The following is a 22,765-nucleotide window of genomic DNA, read 5'->3' on the forward strand; positions in this document are numbered from 1 at the left end:
CCGTCACGGAGCGATTGCGCTTATTGTTCGATCGCTCCGATGGCGGCGCACTTCCACTTCAGCCGTCGCCGTCATCAGCCTCAAGACGAATGCGCCGCGTAGCGCGCTTCCGCCTCTTCCTTCGCGGCGAGGCCAACGATCTCGTTGTATTGCTGGATCGGCATCAGTTGCGATCCGACCGCGCCAAGGTGCCCATCGCGGCGCAATGCGCCCAATACGCCGTCGACGGCACGCGCGGCGGCCAGCATCGTCGTGATCGAATACATCAGCGCGGCCGCGCCGGCGCGCTCGATTTCCGCCACCGGCTGCGCGCCGATCTGCGCGGCCTGCGATACGTTCGCCAACTGCGGGCCGGGCACCGCCTCGCAAATCGCGCGCAGATCTTCCATCCGGTCGGCACCCTGCACGAAGGTCATGTCGGCGCCCGCTTCGCGATAACGCTGCGCGCGCTCGATCGCTTCATCGCGGCCATGAATGCCGAGCGCGTCGGTCCGCGCGCAAATGATGAGCGCCGGGTCGCGGCGCGCGTCGAGCGCCGCATGGATCTTGCCGATCATCTCGCCGACCGGAATCACCGCTTTGCCCGCGAGATAACCGCAACGCTTCGGGGTCGCCTGATCTTCCATGAAAAGACCTGCCACGCCCGCGCGTTCGAAGAAGCGCACCATTTGCTGCACGTTGTGCACGCCGCCGAAGCCGGTGTCGGCATCGACGAGCAGCGGCAGCGTGGTCGCCGCGGCGATGCGCGCATAGTGATCGACATAGTCGCGCATGCTGAGCTGACCCAGATCGGGCTCGCCGAGCAGCACGCCGGTTGCGGCATTGCCGCCCGCCACCAGCGCTTCGAAGCCATGCGATTGCGCGAGTCTCGCGGACAGCGCGTCGTACACGCCGGGCAGTACGACGATCTCGGGGCGCGCGAGCAGCGCGCGCAAACGGATTCCAGGATGCATCTGAGAGTGTCCTTGTCGTGTTCTTGAGTTTGTTTGTGCTCGCTGCGATGGGTCCGTCAGTCGCCGGCGAAGCGCCGCGCCGCGACGCCGAGCAGCCAGTTCGCGACGATCGCGAAGACCATCAGCAGCAACGCGAGCGCCATGATCGTGTCGTTGTCCGCGAGGTTGATCGCGCGCACCAGCATGTAGCCGATGCCGTGCTCGCCGCCGAACATTTCGCCGATCAGCGTGCCGAGCAGCGTCAGCGACAGGCCGATGCGCATGCCGGTCAGCAATTGCGGAGCGATCGCCGGCAGCAGTACGTGCACGAACGTCGCGCGCGGCGACAGCGACAGCGCGCGTGCGGTGCGCGCATACACGGGCTTCAGGTTGCGGATCGCCGCCATGCCGATCAGCACGACCGGCACGATCCCATGCAGCACGCCGAAGGTCACCTTCGACCATGTGCCGAGCCCGCAGATCAGCAGCACGATCGGATACAGCGTGACCTTCGGGATCGCATAGAACGACACCAGCAGCGGTTCGGCGACTTCGCCGGCGAAGTGTCGCGTGCCGAGCCATGCGGCGAGCAGCAGGCCGCCGCACCACGAGATCGCCAGCGCGAGCACGAACGAGCCGAGCGTCGCGAACAGGTCGGGGCGATAACGCGCGCCGCCCAGAATCGCGAGCAGCCGTTGGGTCGCGGGCACCGGGCCCGCCAGCGCGTCGTGTCCGAGTGCGAGCGCCGCCGCCTGCCATAGCACGACGCACAGCACGGCCGCGGTGCCGCCGCCCGGACGCCAGCGCGGGCGGCGCCGCGCACCGGCGGACAGTTTGATTTGCCAGGCTTCAGCCACTGGACACCCCCTTCAACACGCGCCCCGGTCCGCCGAGCCAGCCGGTCAGAAGCGACAGCAGATAGTTGAGCACGACCGACGCCGCGATCACGATGACGATCAGCCCATACATGCGCGCCGTCATGAAGTTGTCGTAGCTGAACGCGATGTCGTGGCCGATGCCGATGCTCGACAGAATGAACTCGCCCGCAATCGTGCCGATCAGCGAATACGCGAGCACCAGACGCAAGCCCACGACCAGATGCGGCAGCGCGGCCGGCAGCCAGATATGGATGAAGCGATGCGCGGGACTGAGCCGCATCACGCGCGCGGTCTTCAGCAGCGCGCGCGGAATGCGTTCGAGCGCGGTGACGGTGCATAGCACCATCGACGCGAGCGCGAACACGAACGAGATCGCGATGATGGGCCGCTCGCCGATGCCGAAAAGCACGATCATCACCGGATAAAAGATGAACACCGGCACCGCGTACCACGCGGACAGCACCGGGTCGGCGAGGCGCTTGAGCCAGGGCAGCGCGAACAGGCACAGGCCGAGCAGAATGCCGACCACGATCGACAGCGCCGCGGCGATCAGCACCTCTTCGAGCGTCGTCAGTACCGACGCGCGTAAGGCCGGATCGGCGAGCACCTGCCAGGCGGCGTCGAGCATCGTGCTGGGCGGCACCATCGTGATACGCGCGATGAAGCCGGCGCGGCAGGCGATTTCGAGCAGCGCGAGCACGCCGATCACGAGCGCCCATCTGACAGTGGCGGGCCGCAGCCAACGGCGCGCCGGAGCGCGTGCCGCGACCGGAGCGGAGGGGCTCATACGTTACCTCGCATCGACTTCATCGATTCGCCGCGCAGTTGCTCCCACAGGTGGGCGGTCAGTGCACCGAACGCGGCGCTGCTGGCGACGGTGCTGTCGCGCTCGCGCTGCCAGCCGGTCGGCAGCACTTCGAGCAGTCGTCCCGGGCGCGCCGACATGATGCCCACGCGATCGGACAGCATCGCGGCTTCGTCGAGCGAGTGGGTGATCAGCAGCACGGTCGCGCCGGTCTCGCGCCAGATGCGCAGCAGCTCGTCGCCCATCAACAGACGGGTCTGCTGATCGAGTGCGCCGAACGGCTCGTCGAGCAGCAGGAAACGCGGCCTGAGCACCAGCGTGCGCGCGATGCACATGCGCTGACGCATGCCGCCCGACAGTTGCGACGGGCGGGCGTGCGCGAAATCGGCGAGGCCCATGAAGTCGATCGCATGATCGACGCGCTCGGCCAGATCGTCGGGGCGGCGCGCGAGCCGTTTGAGGCCGAACGCGACGTTGTCGCGCACCGATAGCCACGGAAAGCTCGCGTCTTCCTGCAACACCAGGCCGACGCCGTCGGGCACGCCGCGATACGGCACGCCATCGGCGCTGACGCTGCCTTCATCGGGGGGAGCCAGGCCCGACAGAATGTCGATCATCGTCGACTTGCCGCAGCCGGACGGTCCGACGATCGAGAAGAATTCGCCCGGTTCGAGCGACAGGTCGAGCGGGCCGAGCGCCTGCAGCACCGTGCCGTCCGCGCGGGTGTAGCGGCGCACGAGATTTTTCGCGTCGATGCGCAGACCGCGGCTGCCGGTGGTGGAAGCCGTGGCCGAAGTAGCAGCGGCCGGCGTGATGGATGTCGTCATGGCCGGCGCGCTCATTTGGTGGTCCTCAGATCGGCCGGCAGCGCCGATTCGTCGACCACCTTGCTCCAGTCGACCTTCGCATCGGGATAGACGCCCGCCACGTGCAGACCAACCACCGCGCGATCCATCGCGCTGTAGTCGAGCTTGCCTTCGCTCCAGTAGTTGGCGGCCATCAGCCGTTTGAACGCGAGCGCGACCGGACCCGGCGGCATGTCGTAGGCCTTCGCGACGATCGCGATCGCCTGATCCGGATGCGCCTTCATGAAGTCGACACCATCGCGGCGCGCGAGAATCAGCGCCTTGACCTGATCCGGATGTTCCTTGAGGAATTTTTCGCTGACCACGCCGACGTGCTGCGTGACCGGCGGCATCACGTCGGAGACCGCGAACAGCACGCGGTACTTCGCGGCGTTGCGCGAGTAGGTCGGTTCGAGTTCCGGCGCGGCATCGACGGCGCCCTGGTCGAGCGCGGTCAGCCCGCCGCCGATCGTGCCGAGCGACAGCATCGTGACCTTCGACGGATCGACCTTGGCCGACTGCAGCGCCGCGAGGCCGAGAATCTGCGTGGTCGAGCTGGCCCGCGTGTAGGCGATTTTCTTGCCGGCGAGATCGTGGATGTTCTTCAGCGGCGAGTTCGGCTTCACGACCCATACCAGGTCCGCGGCGGTGTTGACCGCGCCGTCGACGATCTTCAGATCGAGGCCGTCGTGAATCGCAGCGAGCGCGGCGCTCAACGCGGTTTCGGTGTACGGCATGTCGCTGGCCATCATGTTGCGAATCGTCGTGCCGCCGCCGTCCGACGACAGCAGCGCGGTCACGTCGACGCCGCGCTTCTTGAAGTAGCCCTGATCGAGCGCGATGGCCCACGGCGCGCCGTACATCAGTTCGGCGTAGTGGGACACCACCACCTGACCCGCGTGCGCGGGCATGCTGACGGTCGAGCCAAGCAGCGCGGCGCAGCCGATGATGCTCGCCGAGAACCATGCCGCGAGCGACGCGCGCGCCGGGGTAACAGGACGTGCCATGTTGTCTCCTTTTTTATCGTGAAGAGGTGGGCGGCTCAGACCGGATGATGGAAAGCCTGCTGCCACGGATGAAGCTCGCGCTCGCGCGCTTCGTAGGCCGCGAGCGCGGCTTCTTCGAGCAGCGACAGGCCGATTTCGTCGAGCCCTTCGAGCAGCACCTTGCGCTGGGCGGGCGGAATGTCGAAGCCGAGCGCGAAATCGTTGGGACCTGTGATCCGCTGCGCGACGAGATCGACGGTGAAGTGTTCGTTGCCGGCTGTAGTGAGCACCGCCTCGGCGAGACGGGCGTGGTCGGCCGCGTTCAACACGAGCGGCAGGATGCCGTTCTTCAGGCAGTTATCGCGAAACACGTCGGGCAGACTCGTCGACACGACGACGCGCAGACCGAATGCTTCCAGCGCCCAGACTGCATGTTCGCGCGTGCTGCCGCAGCCGAAGTTGTCGCCGGCCACGAGGATGCGCGCAGCGCGATAGGCCGGCTGGTTCAGCACGAAGGCCGGATCCTTGCGCGCCGTGCCGAACAGGCCGGCCGCGTAGTCGGGGTTGAGTCCGCGCATATAGGCCGAGGGCAGCACCTGGTCGGTGTCGATGTTTTCTCTGAGCAGCGGCACCGCCGCGCCGGTCACACGTTCGAAACGTTGCATGGTCCGTCTCCTGCGAGGGCTGCGCTGGCGCGCCCTGGTGCGTGAATGTTGAAACCGCGTCGACGCCGGGCTGCATGCGCGTGTTGGTCGCGCGCGCGTTTGGCGGTGTGCGTTTGCCTCGCGGCTGGGTGGCGCTAGTGGTTCTAGTGGCTATGGCCGCTGTAGCGGCGCACGTCAGTGATATGTCCGGCGAGCGCGGCGGCCGCGGCCATCGCGGGACTCGCGAGGTGCGTGCGCACGCCCGCGCCCTGGCGGCCGGCGAAATTGCGGTTTGTCGTCGAGACGATTCGCTCGCCCGCGCGGCCTTCGTCGCCGTTGAGCCCCGCGCACATCGAGCAGCCCGACGAGCGCCACTCGAAGCCCGCCTCGACGAACACGCGATCGAGCCCGAGTCGTTCCGCTTCCGCCTTCACGCCGCTCGAACCGGGCACCACCGCGGCTTGAATGCCGGCGGCGATCTTGCGTCCGCGCACGATTTGCGCGGCGGCTTCGAGGTCCGACAGACGCGCGTTCGTGCACGAGCCGATGAACACGCGATCGATCGGCACGCCTTCGAGCGGCGTGCCGGGCGCGAGGCCCATGTAGTCGAGCGCCTGTTCGAGTGGTGCGCGTGCGTTCGCGTCGAGCGCGGCGGGGTCCGGCACATGGCCCGACACCGGCAGCACGTGGGTCGGGTCGACGCCCCAGGTGATCTGCGGCTCGAGCTTGCTGCAGTCGACCGAAAGATCGTGATCGAACTGGGCGTCGTCGTCGGTCTTGAGTGTTCGCCAATGCGTGAGTGCGGCGTCCCATTGCGCGCCCTGCGGCGTGCACGGACGGCCGGCGAGCCAGGAGAACACGGTGTCGTCGGGCGCGATGATGCCGGTGCGGCCGCCCAGCTCGGTCACCATGTTGCACAGCGTGAGGCGCGCTTCGACCGGCAACGCGCGCGCGACCGCGCCGCTGAATTCCACCGCGTGCCCGCGCGCGAGACTCGAACCGAAATGGCCGATCAGATAGAGGATCAGATCCTTCGCGCTCACGTGCGGCGGCAGCACGCCATCGAGACGGATGCGCATCTGGCGCGGGCGGCGCAGCGCGAGCATCTGCGTGGCCAGTACGTGCACCAGTTCCGTGGTGCCGGTGGCGAAGGCGAGCGTGCCGAGGCCGCCGACCGTGCACGCATGGCTGTCCGGGCAGGCGAGCGTACCGCCGGGCAGCGCGATGCCGAGTTCCGGCGTGACGACGTGCACGATGCCCTGGGCGGGATGATCGAGGTCGAGCAGCGTGATGCCGTGGCGCGTCGCGCCGGCACGCGTCGCGGCGATGAATTCGGCGCTTTGCGGGCTGCTGTTCGCGTTGCGCGCCGGCAGCGTCGATACGGTGTGATCGGTGACCGCGACAGTGAGGTCGGGCCGCCGCACCGCATAGCCGCTTTTGTTGAGCCGCGCGAAGGCGGGCGGCGCGTGCAGATCGTGCAGCACGTGGCGGTCGATATGAATCAGCGACAGGCCGTCGCTGCGCGTGGCCACGAAATGGCCGTCCCAGATCACGTCGAAAAGCGTTTTCAACACTGTCTCCTGTGTCTCCTGACGCAGCATGTCGCGTCACGCCGGCAGCCGCGAGCGAGGACCGCCTGCTGCCGCGAGCTTGCACCGAGGCGCCGCGTCCGATGGATGGCAACGAATGCCGCCGGCGGAGTGCGCCTTCAATTTGTGCTGGAAGATTAGCTTTGCAAAAGTTAGACTGTCAACAGTCGAATTTAAACGAATCGATGACGACGACCATGCAGATTTCTGACATCTCACTGCCGGATGCGGACGATTCCGATCAGAAGACGGTCAAGCGCCTCGCCGCGCAGACGCTCGCGGATCGTGCGTGCGACATGCTCGATCAGGCCATTCTCAACGGCGAGCTGCCGCCGGGCACGCAGTTCAGCGAGGCCGAACTCGCGCTGCGGCTGGGCATCAGCCGCGGGCCGCTGCGCGAGGCGATCAGCCGACTCGAAGGCCGGCGGCTCGTCGAGCGCGTGCCGCATATCGGCGTGCGGGTCGTGGCGTTGTCCGACTGGGACATCAGCGAAATCTTCGCGATCCGCGAGGTGATGGAAGGCCTCGCGTGCCGGCTGGCCACGCTGCATATGAGCGACGCGGAGCTCGACGAACTGGAGGCGTGCGTGGAGTTTCGCCATGTGTCGGCCGAGCCGCCGGCGACGAGCCCGCTGCATCGCAAGCCGCACAAGTGGGATTTCCATTCGCGCGTCGCGCAGGGTAGCCGCAATGCGCAGTTGATCCAGTACCTGTGCGGCGATATGTATTACCTGCTGCGTCTGTACCGCGCGCGTACCGGCGTCACGCCGATGCGCGCGGACGCCGACGACGAGCACCGCGAGATTCTGCGAGCCATGCGCGCGCGCGACGGCGAGCTGGCGGAGCGCCTGATGCGGCAACACGTGGCGGGTTCGCGCGCGAGTCTGGCGCTCAGCGTGGATATCAGCAGGGGGGATAGCCCTGCCGCGGAAGCGGGCGGTAAGCCGAGAATGCGGCGGTTGAATACTCGAGATGGTGGGTGGAATAACGGGTGAGTTGCACGCCAGGGGCGGACATACTGCCGTGCGGTGTGGTGGTGAGAGGCATGGATCGAAGCAGGAAATTCCCCGCGGACTCGCCATCGGTCCCATGGAGACCGATGGCGAGTGCGACAGGGACGGGCTCAAGCGAGTGCTGGCCGATGCGATCGATGCTGCGTGGCGCGGCGGCGTTCAGTTCACTTTCTTCGCCGCCGCGATGATTGCCGCGGCGACCGCCGCCGGCTGGCTCACCATTTCGACGTGGCTCGCATTCACGTGGGTGACCGTCGCGCCGATCTCCGCTGCCATCTTCGCTTGCAGATGCGGATCGATCATGTGGTCGTGATCGGCGATGACGAACGCCGATGGCTTCGCGTGCCATGCGGCTGTGGTTACCTTGTCGTCGATAGCGGTGGACGCCCACGGACCTTGCGTCGCTGCGATTATGCGCGCCTGCGCGGGCGGCAGGTCCTGCGCGAACTGATGAATAACGGCGTCGGTCGTCAAGGTCAGATTGCCTGCCGAATCCTTGCGCAATTGATTTGTCCAGGCAGGCGCAGGCAGACCTTTCAGCACGTCGCTGATCGACTGGCCATTGTCCGGAGCAAACGCAGCGACATATACCAGCGACTTCACCTTGTCGTCATTGCCGGCCTGTGTGATGACCGCGCCTGCCCATGAATGGCCGACCAGCACGACGGGGCCGGTCTGCGCGTCGATCACGCGCTGGGTTGCGGCGACGTCGTCCGCGAGCGAACTCAGCGGGTTTTGCACGGCGACCACATGCGCGCCGTGCGCCTCCAGCAACGGAATCACTTTGCTCCAGCTCGAACCGTCGGCGAACGCCCCGTGCACGAGCACGATGTTGCGGCCCGCGAGATCTTGCGGCGTTGCGGCCTGAGTGGTTTGCGTGGCGCCCACGGCGAACAGGCTACCGGCCACCATGGCGGATGCCAGGACTTTTTTCAGCAGTTGACTCATGATTGCGCTCCTCGGGATGGTTGGAAACTGGCGTCAGTTTCGCAAGACGGTCGGCAAGACGGTATCGGTCGAATAACCGACCCCGGCCGGGCCCTTAGCGCGTATGGCCATTGATCTTTTCAACCTGCTCTTTCCGCCCCGAGCCGATGTCCGGGCACGAAGCCAGCTCGACCTCTCTACCCGTATTCGATGCCGTGAAGGCGCTCACTTTCGTCGGCGTGCTCGACGACATTGCGAGCTGCAAGGCGATGCCGGCTATGGGAGGAACCACTCGAAGCGTTCGATGGCGTCGGCCGGCTGGCTGGGTCCGGCGGGTGAATTTTGCAGGGCCGACCCAGTGAGACTTGCGTCAGCCCGTTGTTCAGTCAGGCGGCGCTGTCTGCGACAGTCTCGTCCGAATAGTTGGGGTAGTCGGTGTAACCAACCTCGCCATTGCGGGTATAGAAGCCTGCCCGATCCAGTTCCGCCAATGGCCAGCCATGACGGAGGCGCTCAACGAGGTCCGGGTTGGCGATATATGTCCTGCCGAACGCGATCAGGTCCACGAGCCCGGTGTCGAGCGCGGCCTGAGCACGCTCCCTGTTCGTAAAGCCGCCGCACCAGATGAACGCGCCAGGGAATACCGCCCGGGCCTTGGTCAGCAGAGCGTGGTCGAGATATTCCGGAGGCCTGACTTCCCCCGTCTCCATATTTCCAGTGGGCAGCAGTTCATAGACCAGATGGACATAGGCCACGCCGCGACGCCCTAGTTGCTCGACGACATAGAGGAACGTCTCTTCAACAAGTGGATCTTTCGGGATGTCGCCGTAACTGCCGAACGGAGACAGGCGAACACCCACGCGACCCGGCCCGAGCTCAGCCACGACCGCATCGACGACTTCCATCAGGAAACGCGTGCGGCCTTCCACGTCACCACCGTAGCGGTCGGTGCGTGTGTTAAGCACCGAGTTCATGAACTGCTCGAAAATATAGCCGTTGGCTCCATGGATCTCGACACCGTCTGCACCGGCAGCTCGTGCGTTGGCGGCAGCTTTGGCGAAAGTGCCGGCCATGGCCGCCACCTCGTCCGTGCTGAGCGCCCTTGGCGTGTCGGGGGTCATGAACTGCAGCTTTCCGTCTGGACCGTGGGCGAACACCTGCGAAGTCTCTGCCCGTTCCGTGGTCGCCCCGACCGGGGTCTGGCCATTTGGCAGAATCGAGGAGTGGGCGAGCCTGCCGACATGCCAGATTTGCGTGAAAATCGTGCCGCCATGACGGTGAACCTCATCGGTCACGAGGCGCCAGCCTTGCATTTGGGCTTTCGAGTGATGGCCCGGTGTGCGCGCGTAGCCATGGCTGGACTGGTCGATGTCGCCTGGCTCCGTGATGATAAGACCGGCGCTTGCCCGCTGGCCGTAATACTTGGCCATCAACGCATTGGGGAGATCGCCATCAGTCGGGAGCGCGCCCTCGGTCGTGCGGGTGCGGGTCATCGGAGGCATGACGACACGGTTCTTGAGGTGAAGGCCACCTCGATCAAGGGGATCGAATAAAGAAGTCATCGGGATCGTTTCCTTTCAGAGCTAATCGTTGCCGTATCTAACGAGGTTCGTTGCGACAGGACCCAATCTTAGATATGCTCAAACCATATTTGAAATTGATCGTAACCATACGAGGTATTACTGCCAGCAATGAATGATGCGGTGCTGCGAAAAATCGATCTCAATCTGCTGTTGACGTTCTCTGTGCTGATGCAGGAGCGCAACGTGAGCCGTGCGGCCGAGCGACTGTTTGTGGGGCAGCCGGGTCTTTCCGCTGCACTTCGGCGGCTCCGCGAGACGCTGGGTGACGAATTGTTCGTGCGCGTCGGTCGCACGTTGCAACCGACGCCCAGGGCGCTGTCTATCGCGCCTGCGATCGAGGATGCTCTTTCCGACATCGAGCGGGCCCTCCGGCCGCTGGACGCCTTCGATCCGGCCAGCTGGCAGGGCGAATTGCGCATCGCCACATGCGACAACCTTGAATCGTCATTTTTCGGGCCGCTGCTGGCCCGACTGCGTCAGGAGGCACCGCATGCAAAGCTGATCAGCGTGGCCTTCGACGGGAAGAATGTCGCCCGCTTGCTGGACGAAGGTGCTTACGATTTCAGCATCTCTGCGCATGACGAGCCGTCGTCGTGGCATGTGCGTGCACCGCTATTCGAACAAAGATCGCTCTGCATTTACGACGGGCGTCATCTGAAGTACCCCGCACCGCTTAGCCTGAAGCATTTCACTGCCGCGCCGCATGTCAGCGTCTCGATTGAGGGGAGTACCAGTGCAGCCAATGTCGATGCAGCGCTTGCGCGGCTCGGCCAGCGTCGCCAGGTGGTAGCGACGGTTCCGCGTTTCTCCGCTCTGCCGACGACGTTGCTGGCACTTCCAGCGATCGCGACCATCCCGGAATACATGGCCCGGTGCATGGCGCAGCAATACGATCTGACGATTTCGGAACCGCCGTTCGAACTGCCGGCAGAGCCGGTGACCATGCTTTATCGGCGTGTCGACCAGGTCGATAGCCGTTCGGTATGGCTGCGCCGCCTAACGGTGGAGGTGGTGAGGGATGCGTTGTCGGCGAGCGGGTCCAGCGTGGACGTTTCAACCGATGCCTGCTGCTACGACCAGTCGATGCCTGCTGAGCCATCGGATGGGTCCACGGGACTTGTGAAGCCCGCTTCGGGTCGAGCATTACGTTGATTTTGGCTGGTGTAGACCAGCATCTCGGTGGCGCCTCGATAGCACACTAGTGTGCCTGCCGCGTATTTGCCGGGACGGCAGAGCGACCCCGTCGCGCAGGCGCGGACGGCTGCGTGCGTTAAGGCTTATTCGACGCCTGCCCGCAAGCGCCGCACGGTCCTGTGCGCATGGGCAGGCATCGAATAACCCTTAACGACAGTACGCATTCGCCCAACACGCGTGTGACATTCACCGTGGCAGACATACGGATGTCGGAAAGGAGACGTCGAGCTGCCTCCCAAACGTCGACAGCTCAACGTCTCCTTTGGCCGAAGTGCTCGATCTGACTGTCAGGCAGGACTCGCTCAGGAAGAGTCCGTCGCAATCTTCCGTCGAACGACCGATTTGGACCCAAGAACTGACGCTTCAAATCACCCCGATATCCGGCGCACACACAGCGCCGGTCAATTGCTATCGCTAGTGCCGCGCATATCCCAAGCAGCAATAATCCGCACATACCAACCAATTATTCATATCGACGACTCGATCGCACTTCGTTCCAGCACGCCTGAATCCTCCGTGCCGGCCGCATCGACGAAGCGGCGGCGGTCGCCGGCCGGATCGATCAGCAGAGCGCCGAGCAGACCGCCGACGATCACCAGTCCGCCCGCGATCATCATGCCGTTCCGATAGCCGTCGACGACCGACGACGACATGTCGATCGCATAGCCCATCGCGATAGGCGTGATCAGCCCGGCGATCGTCTGCATCGCGCCACTGATGCCGAGCAATGCGCCGCGCCTGTAACTCGGCACGATCGTGCTGACGAGCGCGACGCCCGCGGAGAAGGCAAAAGACGTGATCGAGAATGCGACGGTGACGGCGACGAGTTCCATCCAGCGCGTCGTCAGCACCGGGATCAGCAGTAGCGCGACGCCGGAGATCGCGACGATGCCGCCGTTCAGCGTGCCAACCGCGTGACGCATGCTCACGCCTCGCGCCTGCATGTGCTGCGCCCACCAGCCGAGCAACGGCGAAATCACGATATTGAGGAACGACGGCAGAATCATGATGAAGCCGACCTCGCGCATCGAGTAGTTGTCGACGCGTTCGAGATAGCTTGGCAGCCAGATCGTCGCGATCGTCAGCGACACATAGACGACGAAACCCGGCAGGATCGATCCGAGACAGGTGCGCGAAAACAGCATGCGCATGTAGATGCCGAACTGGTCGGCGCGCGTCAGCGTCAACGATGACGCACGTGTACGTGCGTCCGGCTTGTCGGCGAGCGGCCCTTCGCGGCCGACCACGAGCCAGACCGCGACCCACACGAGGCCGCTGCCCGCGAGCGTCATAAATGCGGCGCGCCAACCGGAATGCACGATCACCCACGTGACAAGCGGCGCGATGATGCCGATCCCGACCGAGCCGCCCACGGAGAATATCGCGGTCGGCAGCGTGCGCTCGTTGGGACGAAACCACTTGTAGAGCGAATGTACGCAGATCGTGTACGCCGGCCCCTCTGCTGCGCCGAGCAGTATGCGCGAGACGAGCAGCGTGGCCGGCACTGTCACGAACAGTAGCGGTAACTGCGATATCGACCAGAAGATCACCATCACGACGAGGATCCAGCGCGTTTTCACATGATTCGCGATGATCCCGACCACCACGGTCGATGCCGCGAACAGCAGGAAGAAACTCGACGCGATTCGCCCGAACTCGGCATGTGTGAGGTGCATCTCGCGCATGATCGGCTCGGCGGCCAGGCCGATCACGGTCTTGTCCGCAAAATTGATGATGTACAGCACGAACAGCGCAGCGACGATGACCCAGCGGCGCGCGGAACCAGCAGCGATATCGTTCATCGGATCGTTTCCCAGTGATGCCGCGCGACGGGAGGCGCGACTGTCGTCGCCAGCCCGGCTGCCGACGTCAAACTTTAATCGACTAAAAAAAGATTATTCGCGTAAAAAATGTGTGTCAACAAGAACCGAAGGCGGGTCGCTGGCTCAGGTGGGAGCGTCATCCGCTGGACCGCAAGTCGCCTCTACGTCGCCAGGATTCATTGCCGGTGACTCGCCGGACTTACTTGTAGCTTACGAATAGCTGGGCCATATCGCGACCGCAGTTCCACTCGTGTACGCCACAAACTTTATTTACTTAAAAAATTTATACTCGTACTATACGAACGCGAATCGGCATGTCGCCGGTTCACCGATCATGACCGTCGTCTTTCGAGGATGTCGCTCTGAACCATGCCTGATGGGATCGTTCTTGTCGGTTTCGGACCGACCGGCTGGGGGAAAACGCTGCTCGAAGCCGCGGCGATGACGGTGCTGGTCTCCGTCGCGTCGATGCTGATCGGTGCGCTGCTGGGCGCGTGGCTCGCGTTTTTAAAGCTGCGCCTGCACGCGCTGCCACGCACGCTCGCCGATGCGTACATCACGGTGTTTCGCGGCGTGCCGGAACTGCTCGTGATCTATCTACTGTATTTCGGCGGCAGCACGGCGCTCACTGAAATCGGCCGTTGGCTTGGCCATCGGGATTTCATAGGCGTGCCGGCGTTCACGGCTGGCGCTGTCGCAGTCGGCGTCGTATCGGCGGCGTATCAGGCCGAGGTGTTTCGCGGTGCGGTGCTGGTCCTGCCCAAGGGGGAAGTCGAAGCGGCGCGCGCGGTCGGCATGAACGCATGGCTGGTGTTGCGACGCGTGACCGGGCCGCATGTACTGCGGCTTGCACTGCCGGGCCTCGGCAACGTGTGGCAACTGGCGCTCAAGGACTCTGCGCTGATCTCCGTCGTGGGCCTCGTCGAACTGCTGCGCGCTTCGCAGGTGGGCGCGGGCTCGACGAGCCAGCCGTTCACGTTCTACTTCGCCGCGATCCTGCTTTATCTCGCGATCACGACTGTCTCCGGTTCGCTTTTCCGCTGGCTCGAGCGCGTGCCACATGCAAGGAAATCCGGATGAGCCCCGCCTTCATGATTGAAACGTTCCGCACGTTGCTTGGTGGCGTGCCGTTGACGCTCAATCTGACCTTCGTCTCGGTGTCGATCGGCTTCGCCGGCGCGTTACTGTTGACGCTCGCGCGACTATCGGCGCCGCGCACGCTAGGTTGGCCGGTGCGCGCGTACGTATTCGTGTTTCGCGGCACACCACTGCTGATCCAGATCTTTCTCATCTACTACGGGCTCGGCCAGTTTCGCCCGCTGCTGCAAGACGCGGGGCTTTGGCCGTTCTTTCGCGAGCCGTACTGGTGCGCGATTCTCGCGCTATCGATGAACACTGCCGCGTACGGCAGCGAGATCATCCGTGGCGGCCTGCGCGCCATGCCTCCTGGTGCGCTCGAAGCGGCAGCGGCCTGCGGAATGAGCCGCGCGATGCGATGGCGTCGCGTGACCCTGCCGCTCGCGTTTCGCCAGGCGTTACCCGCTTACGGCAACGAACTGATCCTGATGGTCAAAGGCACATCGCTCGCGTCGATCATCACGATCATGGAAGTCACCGGCCTCGCGCAGAAGCTGATCTCCGAAACGTATCGATCGGTGGAAGTCTTCGTGTGCGCGGGGGTCATCTATCTTGCGCTGAATTTCGTGCTGTCGAGAATCGTGTATGGCATCGAGGCATGGCTGTGGCCCGATCGCCGGCAGGCCGCGCGAATCGCACGCATCACGACGCAGCGCGCGCGTAGTGCTGGAGCCGTCTCATGAACGCCATCGCCGCCCGAGCTCTCGACCCGCAGCGTCAAGTCGTCACGCCAGATAACCCGGCATCGCGCGAGAAAATCCGTGTCGTCGATGTCAGGAAATCGTTCGGCGACTCGGCCGTTCTCAAAGGCGTGTCGTTGCGCGCCGACGCCGGCGACGTGATCGCGATCCTCGGTCCGTCGGGGTCCGGCAAGTCAACCTTGTTGCGATGTGTGAACCTGCTTGAGACGCCCGATAGCGGCGAGCTGCATCTATGCGGCGAACGCGTCGTCGTGCGCAACTCCGGCGGCAAACAGCGCGCGGCCCGACTCGATCAGCGGCAATTGACGCGTATCCGCACGCGCGTCGCGATGGTGTTCCAGAACTTCCATCTGTGGTCGCATCGCACGGTGCTGCAGAACGTGATCGAAGCGCCGCTGTTCGTGCAGAAGCGCGCCCGCAGCGAATGCATCGACGAAGCCGAGGCGTTGCTCGAGAAGGTCGGTCTCGCCGACAAGCGCCACCAATACCCGGCCAATCTGTCGGGCGGCCAGCAGCAGCGTGTCGCGATTGCGCGTGCGCTCGCGACGCGCCCCGACGTGCTGCTGTTCGACGAGCCGACTTCCGCGCTCGATCCCGAACTGGTCGGCGAGGTGTTGCAAGTGATGCGCAAGCTCGCCGAGGAAGGCCGCACGATGCTGGTCGTCACGCACGAGATGGCGTTTGCGCGCGATGTGTCGACGCGCACCGTGTTTCTGTACGACGGGCTGATCGAAGCCGAAGGCGATTCTCAGGCGATGTTCGCGTCGCCGCAGAGCGAGCGCTTCCGGCGTTTCATCAAGCGCGCCGGCGAATGACATTTTTCATCCGATCCGAAGAGGTAAGCCCGTGAGACCCACGCTGTACGGCAATCGTCATGCGGTTTCGGCCGGCCACTATCTGGCCGCCGCAGCCGGTTTTTCGATCCTCGAAGCAGGTGGCAACGCGATCGACGCGGGCTGTTGCGCGGGCATCGCGCTCGGCGTATTGCATCCGGACGAAGTCAACTTTGCCGGCGTCGCGCCGATCATGATCCGTACCGGTGTGGGCAAGGTCGTGACGATCGCGGGACTCGGCCATTGGCCCGCGTCAATTCCACCGGACATTTTCATGCGCGAACACGGCGGCGAGATGCCCGATGGCATCCTGCGCACTGTCGTACCGGCCGCGCCCGACGCGTGGATCACCGCGTTACGTGATTTCGGCACGATGTCCTTCGCTGATGTCGCGAGCGCGGCGATCGAGTTCGCTCGCGACGGCTTTTCGGTGTTTCCGTTTCTCGAAGCCGAGATCCGCAAGCACGAAGCGGATTATTCGCGCTGGGACTCGAACAAGGCGATCTTTTTGCCGAACGGTCGTGTGCCGAAAGTCGGCGAACGTTTCGTGCAGCGCGATCTCGCCGCGACAATCCAGTACATGGCCGACGAGGAGCGCGCGGCGGCCAGGCGCGGTCGCGTCGCGGGTCTCGAAGCGGCGCGCGCGGCATTCTATGTCGGCGATATCGCGCAGAAGATCGTCGCGTATCACGAAACGCATGGCGGCTATCTGACCCGCGATGATCTCGCGACCTTCCGCAGCCGTTACGAACCGGCGGTGCGCGCGCCGTGGCGCGAGGTCGAACTGATCACGTGCGGTCCATGGTGTCAGGGACCGACGCTGATCCAGACACTGCTGCTGCTCGAAAAATGCGGCCTCGAAGGGCTGAAGCACAACAGCGCCGACTATCTGCATCTGTACGCTGAAGTCATCAAATGCGTGTTTTCGGATCGCGAGTATTTCTATGGCGATCCGAGTTTTCTCGACGTGCCGCTCGATCATCTGTTTAGCGATGCCCACCTCGCCGATTGCGCTGCGCTGATCGATCGCGCGCGCGCAATGCCCGACATGCCGCCGCCGATCGGGCGCGATGCCGAGCGCTACCGGATCGGCAAGGGCTCTCCGGAGCGCGATCCCGATACGTCGTATCTGTGCGCGGTCGATCGTTGGGGCAATGCGTTTTCCGCGACGCCGTCCGATGCGTCGTGGCGCTCGCCGGTCATTCCCGGGCTCGGCATCGTGCCGTCCGGACGCGGCACGCAATCGCGTCCCGACCCGCGTCATCCGTCGGGACTTGCGCCGGGCAAGCGGCCGCGTCTCACGCCGAACCCGGCGATCGTCGTGCGCAAGGACGGCGCCGTGATGCCGTTCGGCGCGCCTGGCGGCGACTCGCAGGTGCAGTCGATGGCGCAGGTGTTCCTCAACATCTTTCACTTCGGGATGGATGTGCAGGAAGCTATCGATGCGCCGCGCGTGCGGTCGTGGAGTTTCCCGTCGTCGTTTGCGCCGTACGAGCACTACCCGGGGCTGCTCGGCATCGAAGGGCGCATCCCCACCGACGTGATTGCCGAGTTGGAAAAGCGCGGCCATACGGTCGAGGTCTATCCCGACTACACGCGCAAGACTGCGAGCGTCGAGGCGATCCTCGCGGAGCCCGGCGGCGGTTTCCTGCGCGCGGGCGCCGATCCGCGCCAGCCAGCGTATGCGATCGCGCGCTGAGCTTACGTTGCCTGCGATGTGATCGCCCGACGATCGAACGTCATAGAGGAGAGAGCCTTTCATGCTTGCCGAAACCCGCGTCGCGCCGTCCCGTCTGCCGCGCAGTCTCTACGCCGAAACCGCACGTGCCCCTGTCGATGCGCCTGCGTTAGACGCGAACGCGCAGACCCAGGTTGTGGTGATCGGTGCGGGCTTCACTGGGCTGTCGGCCGCGTTGCATCTCGCACAGCAGGGCATCGCGGCGATCGTCGTCGATGCGAACGAGCCCGGCTGGGGCGCGTCGGGGCGCAACGGCGGGCAGGTCAATCCGGGGCTGAAGTTCGAACCGGCGCAGATCGAACGGGATTTCGGCGCGGACCTCGGCGCGCGCATGGTGCGCTTGTCGGGCGACGCGCCGTCGAAGGTATTCGGCTTGATCGATCGACACCGCATCGATTGCAACGCGCAGCGCACCGGCACGATCCGCGCGGCATTTTCGAACGAGTCCGCGACCGTGTTGCGTGAGGCGACCGCGGCGTGGCAGGCGCGCGGCGCGCCCGTCGAAGCGCTGGAGCGCGACGCGATCGCGCATGAAAGCGGCTGTCATCGCTATGTGTTTGCCGCGCTCGACCGGCGCGGCGGCTCGGTCAATCCGCTCGGCTACGCGCGCGGCCTTGCCGAAGTCGCGCAGCGCGCAGGCGCACGCGTATGTGGCGACACGCCGGCGCTGTCGCTGACGCGATCGAACGACGGCTGGTCGGTGCGCACGCCGCGCGCGACGATCACAGCACAGTGGGTCGTACTCGCGACCAATGGTTACACCGATGATCTATGGCCCGGCCTGCGCCGCAGCATCGTGCCGGTATTCAGCGGTATTGCCGCGACCGCGCCGCTGCCACCGTCGATCGCCAACCGCATTCTGCCTGGCCGCTACGTGCTGTACGAACACGAATCGATCACCGTGTATTACCGGATCGATGAAGCGGGGCGACTGTTGATCGGCGGACGCAGCCAGTTGCGGCCAATCGAAGGTCCCGATGCGCTGACGATGCTCACGCGATACGCGCTGCGGCTATGGCCGTTTCTCGGTGATGTCACGTGGACCCACGGGTGGAATGGCCAGATCGCGGTCACGCTGGATCACTATCCGCATTTTCACGAGCCGGCACCGGGTTTGATCGCCGCGCTTGGCTACAACGGCCGTGGCGTTGCAATGGCGACGGCAATGGGTGGCGAGATCGCGCGGCGCATCGGCGGCGCGCCGGCACACGAACTTGACGTTCCGGTGCTACCGATCAAACCGATTCCGTTTCACGCGTGCTGGCCGATCGGCGCGGCCGCGCGCATCACGTATGGACGCGCGCTCGGATGGATTGCGGGCATCAAGCGCGGTGCGTGACGGCGCTCAGGCTTTGGCCGCGCCGGTGACCGCATGCGCGAGATATTCGCGCACATCCGCTTCGACCAGCGTGCGCAGATCGTCGCGCTTCAGATCGTCTTCCATCAGGAATTCGCGGAAGCAGTAGCGGCCGATCGCATGTACCACGCGCGCGGTGCGCCGCGCGTTGATACCGCGGATCAAACTGCCGCGATCGCGCATCAGGTTGACGATGCGTTCGAGATAGTCGGTTTGCAGCACCTGGAGCTTGGTGTACTGATGACGGCGTTCGGGACTGCCGCGAAACGATGCGGCGAGGATTTCGCGCCACACGCTTTTCTTGTCGATGTCGTAGCCGCCGGTGAGCACGGTCAGCGAGACAGCGAGCACCGCTTCGATCGGATCGTCGGGGGGCGACGCGAGGATGTCTTCGAGATGCGGCACGAGCAGCCGCCGATCGGTTTCGAGCAGGCCGAGCAGCAGATCTTCCTTCGACGCGAAGAACGTGTAGATGGTCGGCACGGACACGTCCGCGGCCGCTCCGATCTGTTCGAGACTCGTCGCGTCATAGCCCGCCGACGCGAACAGCTCACCCGCCGCGTACAGGATGTTTTCCTTGCGCTTTTCCCGCTGCCTGACCCGCAGACCGGTTTGCCGCTTGACTGTCACCATGCTCGTTTTCTTGATCGAAGCCGTCCGGCCAGGATGGCCGGCGACTTCGCAGTGTAGCCGACGACAGTTTTAAGCTCAAGAAAGCGATCTTCGCTAAATGGCCGTATAGACGGCCTTCCATGGAGTCCGCGAATTTTAGGCGATGCAAGCGGACGCTACAGATTCAGCATCGATACCATCTTGTGATTGACGTAGTTCTCCATCGCCTCGATGCCGCCTTCGGAGCCGTAGCCGGAATCCTTGATGCCGCCGAACGGCAGTTCGACCAGACCCAGGCCGTGATGATTGACGCAGATCATGCCGGTTTCCAGATCCGCGGCGACGCGCGCCGCGTTTGCCGCCGAGCGCGTATAGACGTAGCCCGCGAGTCCGTACGCGAGCCGGTTCGCTTCGCTCAGCGCTTCGTCGCGCGTGTCGAAACGGCGGATCGGCACGACCGGGCCGAACGGTTCGTCGTTCATGATCGATGCGTCGAGCGGCACGTCGGCGAGCACGGTCGGCGCGAAGAAATAGCCGGGCGCGTCGGCGCCGTTGGGGCTGTCGCCACCGGTCAGCACACGCGCTTTCTTCGCGACCGCATCGGCGACCAGCGCGCGCATCGCGTCCTTGCGCCGTACGTTCGCAAGCGGCCCCATCTGCGTGTCCGGCTGCAGCCCGGAGCCGACTTTCACGCGTCGCGCCTGCGCGACGAAGCCTTCGACGAACGCGTCGTAGATGCCGCTCTGCACCAGAAAGCGCGTGGGCGACGTGCACACCTGGCCGGCGTTGCGGAACTTGCTCTGCGCGAGCACGTTGATGGCGGCGTCGAGATCGGCGTCATCGAAGATCAGCACCGGCGAGTGACCGCCGAGCTCCATCGTCACGCGCTTCATATGCTGACCGGCCAGCATCGCCAGATGCTTGCCGACCGCAGTCGACCCGGTGAACGAGATCTTGCGGATCACCGGATGCGCAATCAGATACGACGAGATGTCGGCCGGCACACCGAACACGAGATTGAGCGCGCCGTCGGGCAGGCCGGCATCGGCGAATACCTGCACCAGCGCCGCGCAGCTCGCGGGCGTTTCTTCCGGGCCCTTGAGGATCACCGTGCAGCCGACCGCGAGTGCGACCGAAATCTTGCGCACCGCCTGGTTGATCGGAAAATTCCATGGCGTGAACGCGGCGACCGGCCCGACAGGTTCGGGCGTCACCATCTGGTAGATCTCCGGTGCTTTCGATGGCACCAGCCGCCCGAAAGCATGACGCGCTTCCTCGGCGAACCATTCGATCGCGTCCGCGCCGCGTTCGGCTTCGGCGATCGCCTCGGCAAGCGGCTTGCCCTGCTCGAGCGTCATCACGCGGCCGATTTCGGCGGCACGCTCGCGCAACAGCGCGGCCGCTCGCCGCATCAGCTTGTAGCGCTCGAATACGGGGGTGCGGCGCCATGCGCGGAACGCGCGATCGGCGGCGGCGAGCGCGCGGTCGAGATCGTCGCGCGATGCGTGCGCGACACAGCCGATCGCTTCTTCCGTTGCCGGATTCAGAACCGCCGACGACTTCCCTCCGCCGCCCGCGCACCATGCGCCATCGATGAACAGTTGTGTGTCCGGATACACGTTTTCCTCCCTGAACGCGTTCACTGTTCCATCTCGCGCAGCGCTTCGCCGAGGATGTTCACGGCCGTGTCGAGCTGCTCGCCGGTAACGATCAGCGGTGGCGTGAACGCCATCGTGTGCCCGCCGAGCGCACGCGTATTGAGCCCTTTGTCGAAGCATCGCGCCGACAGGTTCTGACCGGCTTTCAGCGATGCATCGAACGGCGTCTTCGTTGCCTTGTCCTTGACGATTTCGACGCCCCACATCAGGCCGATGCCACGCACGTCGCCGACGTACGGATGGCCTTCGAGCGAACGCAGCCCTTTTTCCAGCGCTCGGCCTTTTTCCGCGGCCTGCTCGACGAGCCCTTCGGCTTGATAGATGCGCAGCGCCTCGCACGCGACCGCCGCGCACACCGGATGGCCGCCATACGTGTGGCCATGTCCGAACAGCCCGACCCGGTCGCTTTCCTGACGCAGCGCATCGTAGACGCGGCCGTTCACGAGCACGCCGGAGATCGGCAGATACGCGGAGGACAGCGCCTTCGCGCACGTGATGATGTCCGGCTCGATGTCGAACGATTGCGAGCCCCACCAGTTACCGGTGCGCCCGAACCCGCAGATCACCTCGTCGGCGATCAGCAGGACGCCGTGCCGGTCCAGCACGCGTTTGATCGCCGGGAAGTAGCCTTTCGGCGGCACATAGAGGCCGCCCGCGCCCATCACGGGCTCGGCGATGAACGCGCCAACCGTCTCCGGCCCTTCGGCGACGATGCGCTCGTCGAGTTCGCGTGCGAGACGCTGCACGTAGGCGTCGTCGGTTTCGTCGTCGTGTTTGCCGCGATACGGATCCGGATGCGGCACGTGCAGAAAGCCGGGTAGCGGAAGACCGAAGCTGTCGTGCATGTGGGCGAGATCGGTGAGGCTCGCGGCGACGATCGTCGAGCCGTGATAGGCCCTCGTGCGCGCGATCACCTTGCGGCGCGCCGGTTGTCCGTGCGCCCGCCAGTACGACCAGACAATCTTCACGGCGGTGTCATTCGCCTCCGAGCCCGATCCCTGGAACGTCGCCTTCACCATGCCCTTCGGCGCAATCGCGATCAACTGTTCGGCCAGTTCCGCGACCGGCTCGGTGGTGCGTTGACCGAACACGGCCGCATACGCGATCTTGTCGAACTGGCGCACCGCGGCGTCGCGCAGCCGGCCGTCGCCGAGACCGAGCGCCGTGCACCACAGACCGGCGTGCATGTCGAGATAGCGCTTGCCTTGGTCGTCGAAAAAATAGCAGCCCTCGCCATGCGTGATGACGACAGACCCGTCGCGCTCCTGCGCCTGCGCGTTCGCCTGCGGATGCATATGGAAGTTGCGATCAGCCTCACGGAGGCGGGCGAGTTGGTCGGGCGTGGAAAGATTCATCGTCGGTTCTCCTGCGGCGAAGGGGTACGGAATGGCGGGACGTCTGGCACCCGACCAGTGCAAAAAGTTTATTTGAATAAAAGTTATGTGTAAACGGGAGTTGCGTTTTGAAAGCGTAATTCAAGCTATACATGTCAACCAAACTCAACGATGAT

At 64.7% G+C, this 22,765-nt stretch carries 20 protein-coding genes; 7 read left to right on the top strand and 13 right to left on the bottom strand.

Annotation, left to right across the window (positions count from 1 at the left end):
- Positions 1 to 80 precede the first annotated feature (80 nt).
- The 7 genes from L0U82_RS34355 to L0U82_RS34385 all read right to left on the bottom strand — a co-directional run bounded on the left by L0U82_RS34355 (position 81) and on the right by L0U82_RS34385 (position 6,664).
- Positions 81 to 953: an isocitrate lyase/PEP mutase family protein gene (locus L0U82_RS34355; RefSeq protein ID WP_233838094.1), complete on the bottom strand. Its 873-nt coding sequence runs from the start codon at positions 951 to 953 to the stop codon at positions 81 to 83.
- A 56-nt stretch (positions 954 to 1,009) separates the two neighbouring features.
- A complete protein-coding gene (locus L0U82_RS34360) occupies positions 1,010 to 1,789 on the bottom strand; it encodes an ABC transporter permease (protein ID WP_233838095.1) in 780 nt (259 codons plus the stop codon).
- Positions 1,782 to 2,597, bottom strand: coding sequence for an ABC transporter permease (locus L0U82_RS34365; RefSeq protein WP_233838096.1), 816 nt, complete (start codon positions 2,595 to 2,597; stop codon positions 1,782 to 1,784). The genes L0U82_RS34360 and L0U82_RS34365 overlap by 8 nt, the downstream gene beginning before the upstream one ends.
- On the bottom strand, positions 2,594 to 3,442 hold the full coding sequence (locus L0U82_RS34370; RefSeq protein ID WP_233838097.1) for an ABC transporter ATP-binding protein: 849 nt from the start codon (positions 3,440 to 3,442) through the stop codon (positions 2,594 to 2,596). Before L0U82_RS34370 ends, L0U82_RS34365 begins: the two co-directional genes overlap by 4 nt.
- A gap of 11 nt (positions 3,443 to 3,453) precedes the next feature.
- The gene (locus L0U82_RS34375) at positions 3,454 to 4,467 is read right to left on the bottom strand and encodes an ABC transporter substrate-binding protein (RefSeq protein WP_233838098.1); all 1,014 of its coding nucleotides are present in this window, start codon (positions 4,465 to 4,467) and stop codon (positions 3,454 to 3,456) included.
- 35 nt (positions 4,468 to 4,502) lie between these two features.
- Positions 4,503 to 5,111, bottom strand: coding sequence for a 3-isopropylmalate dehydratase small subunit (leuD, locus tag L0U82_RS34380; RefSeq protein ID WP_233838099.1), 609 nt, complete (start codon positions 5,109 to 5,111; stop codon positions 4,503 to 4,505).
- A gap of 143 nt (positions 5,112 to 5,254) precedes the next feature.
- On the bottom strand, positions 5,255 to 6,664 hold the full coding sequence (locus L0U82_RS34385) for a 3-isopropylmalate dehydratase large subunit (RefSeq protein ID WP_326489787.1): 1,410 nt from the start codon (positions 6,662 to 6,664) through the stop codon (positions 5,255 to 5,257).
- A gap of 212 nt (positions 6,665 to 6,876) precedes the next feature.
- Between L0U82_RS34385 and L0U82_RS34390 the strand changes: the two genes are divergently transcribed.
- Positions 6,877 to 7,674, top strand: a complete 798-nt coding sequence (locus L0U82_RS34390; protein WP_233838101.1) for a GntR family transcriptional regulator — start codon at positions 6,877 to 6,879, stop codon at positions 7,672 to 7,674.
- 177 nt (positions 7,675 to 7,851) lie between these two features.
- Here L0U82_RS34390 and L0U82_RS34395 read toward each other — a convergent pair whose 3' ends face one another.
- Both L0U82_RS34395 and L0U82_RS34400 read right to left on the bottom strand, forming a co-directional pair.
- Positions 7,852 to 8,640, bottom strand: a complete 789-nt coding sequence (locus L0U82_RS34395; RefSeq protein WP_233838102.1) for an alpha/beta fold hydrolase — start codon at positions 8,638 to 8,640, stop codon at positions 7,852 to 7,854.
- Between the two features lie 365 nt (positions 8,641 to 9,005).
- Positions 9,006 to 10,181, bottom strand: a complete 1,176-nt coding sequence (locus L0U82_RS34400; RefSeq protein WP_233838103.1) for an alkene reductase — start codon at positions 10,179 to 10,181, stop codon at positions 9,006 to 9,008.
- Between the two features lie 129 nt (positions 10,182 to 10,310).
- Here L0U82_RS34400 and L0U82_RS34405 point away from each other — a divergent pair, with 129 nt between their 5' ends.
- Positions 10,311 to 11,354: a LysR family transcriptional regulator gene (locus tag L0U82_RS34405; RefSeq protein ID WP_233838104.1), complete on the top strand. Its 1,044-nt coding sequence runs from the start codon at positions 10,311 to 10,313 to the stop codon at positions 11,352 to 11,354.
- A 509-nt stretch (positions 11,355 to 11,863) separates the two neighbouring features.
- Here L0U82_RS34405 and L0U82_RS34410 read toward each other — a convergent pair.
- A complete protein-coding gene (locus L0U82_RS34410; RefSeq protein ID WP_233838105.1) occupies positions 11,864 to 13,198 on the bottom strand; it encodes an MFS transporter in 1,335 nt (444 codons plus the stop codon).
- Positions 13,199 to 13,588: 390 nt separating this feature from the next.
- On the opposite strand from L0U82_RS34410, the gene L0U82_RS34415 reads away from it, so the two are divergent.
- The 5 genes from L0U82_RS34415 (at position 13,589) to L0U82_RS34435 (ending at position 18,967) form a co-directional block, all read left to right on the top strand.
- Positions 13,589 to 14,299 (top strand): ABC transporter permease, encoded by a 711-nt coding sequence (locus tag L0U82_RS34415; RefSeq protein ID WP_233838106.1) that lies wholly within the window; start codon positions 13,589 to 13,591, stop codon positions 14,297 to 14,299.
- Positions 14,296 to 15,039, top strand: coding sequence for an ABC transporter permease (locus L0U82_RS34420; RefSeq protein WP_233838107.1), 744 nt, complete (start codon positions 14,296 to 14,298; stop codon positions 15,037 to 15,039). The genes L0U82_RS34415 and L0U82_RS34420 overlap by 4 nt, the downstream gene beginning before the upstream one ends.
- Complete coding sequence (locus L0U82_RS34425; RefSeq protein ID WP_233838108.1) at positions 15,036 to 15,872, top strand: ABC transporter ATP-binding protein; 837 nt, start codon at positions 15,036 to 15,038, stop codon at positions 15,870 to 15,872. The genes L0U82_RS34420 and L0U82_RS34425 overlap by 4 nt, the downstream gene beginning before the upstream one ends.
- Positions 15,873 to 15,903: 31 nt before the next feature.
- Positions 15,904 to 17,589 carry a gamma-glutamyltransferase family protein gene (locus L0U82_RS34430; protein WP_233838109.1) on the top strand — a complete coding sequence of 562 codons (1,686 nt, stop codon included), beginning with the start codon at positions 15,904 to 15,906 and terminating at the stop codon, positions 17,587 to 17,589.
- Between the two features lie 61 nt (positions 17,590 to 17,650).
- A complete protein-coding gene (locus L0U82_RS34435) occupies positions 17,651 to 18,967 on the top strand; it encodes an NAD(P)/FAD-dependent oxidoreductase (protein WP_233838110.1) in 1,317 nt (438 codons plus the stop codon).
- A gap of 6 nt (positions 18,968 to 18,973) precedes the next feature.
- Here L0U82_RS34435 and L0U82_RS34440 read toward each other — a convergent pair whose 3' ends face one another.
- From L0U82_RS34440 to L0U82_RS34450, 3 genes are all read right to left on the bottom strand, one after another.
- Positions 18,974 to 19,618, bottom strand: coding sequence for a TetR/AcrR family transcriptional regulator (locus L0U82_RS34440; protein WP_233838111.1), 645 nt, complete (start codon positions 19,616 to 19,618; stop codon positions 18,974 to 18,976).
- A 155-nt stretch (positions 19,619 to 19,773) separates the two neighbouring features.
- Entirely contained in the window at positions 19,774 to 21,216 is a 1,443-nt protein-coding gene (locus tag L0U82_RS34445; RefSeq protein ID WP_233839306.1) for an NAD-dependent succinate-semialdehyde dehydrogenase, read from the bottom strand.
- 20 nt (positions 21,217 to 21,236) lie between these two features.
- Positions 21,237 to 22,610: an aminotransferase gene (locus L0U82_RS34450; protein ID WP_233838112.1), complete on the bottom strand. Its 1,374-nt coding sequence runs from the start codon at positions 22,608 to 22,610 to the stop codon at positions 21,237 to 21,239.
- Positions 22,611 to 22,765: the final 155 nt, after the last annotated feature.

The organism is Paraburkholderia sp. ZP32-5, from assembly GCF_021390495.1.
Classification (GTDB): domain Bacteria; phylum Pseudomonadota; class Gammaproteobacteria; order Burkholderiales; family Burkholderiaceae; genus Paraburkholderia.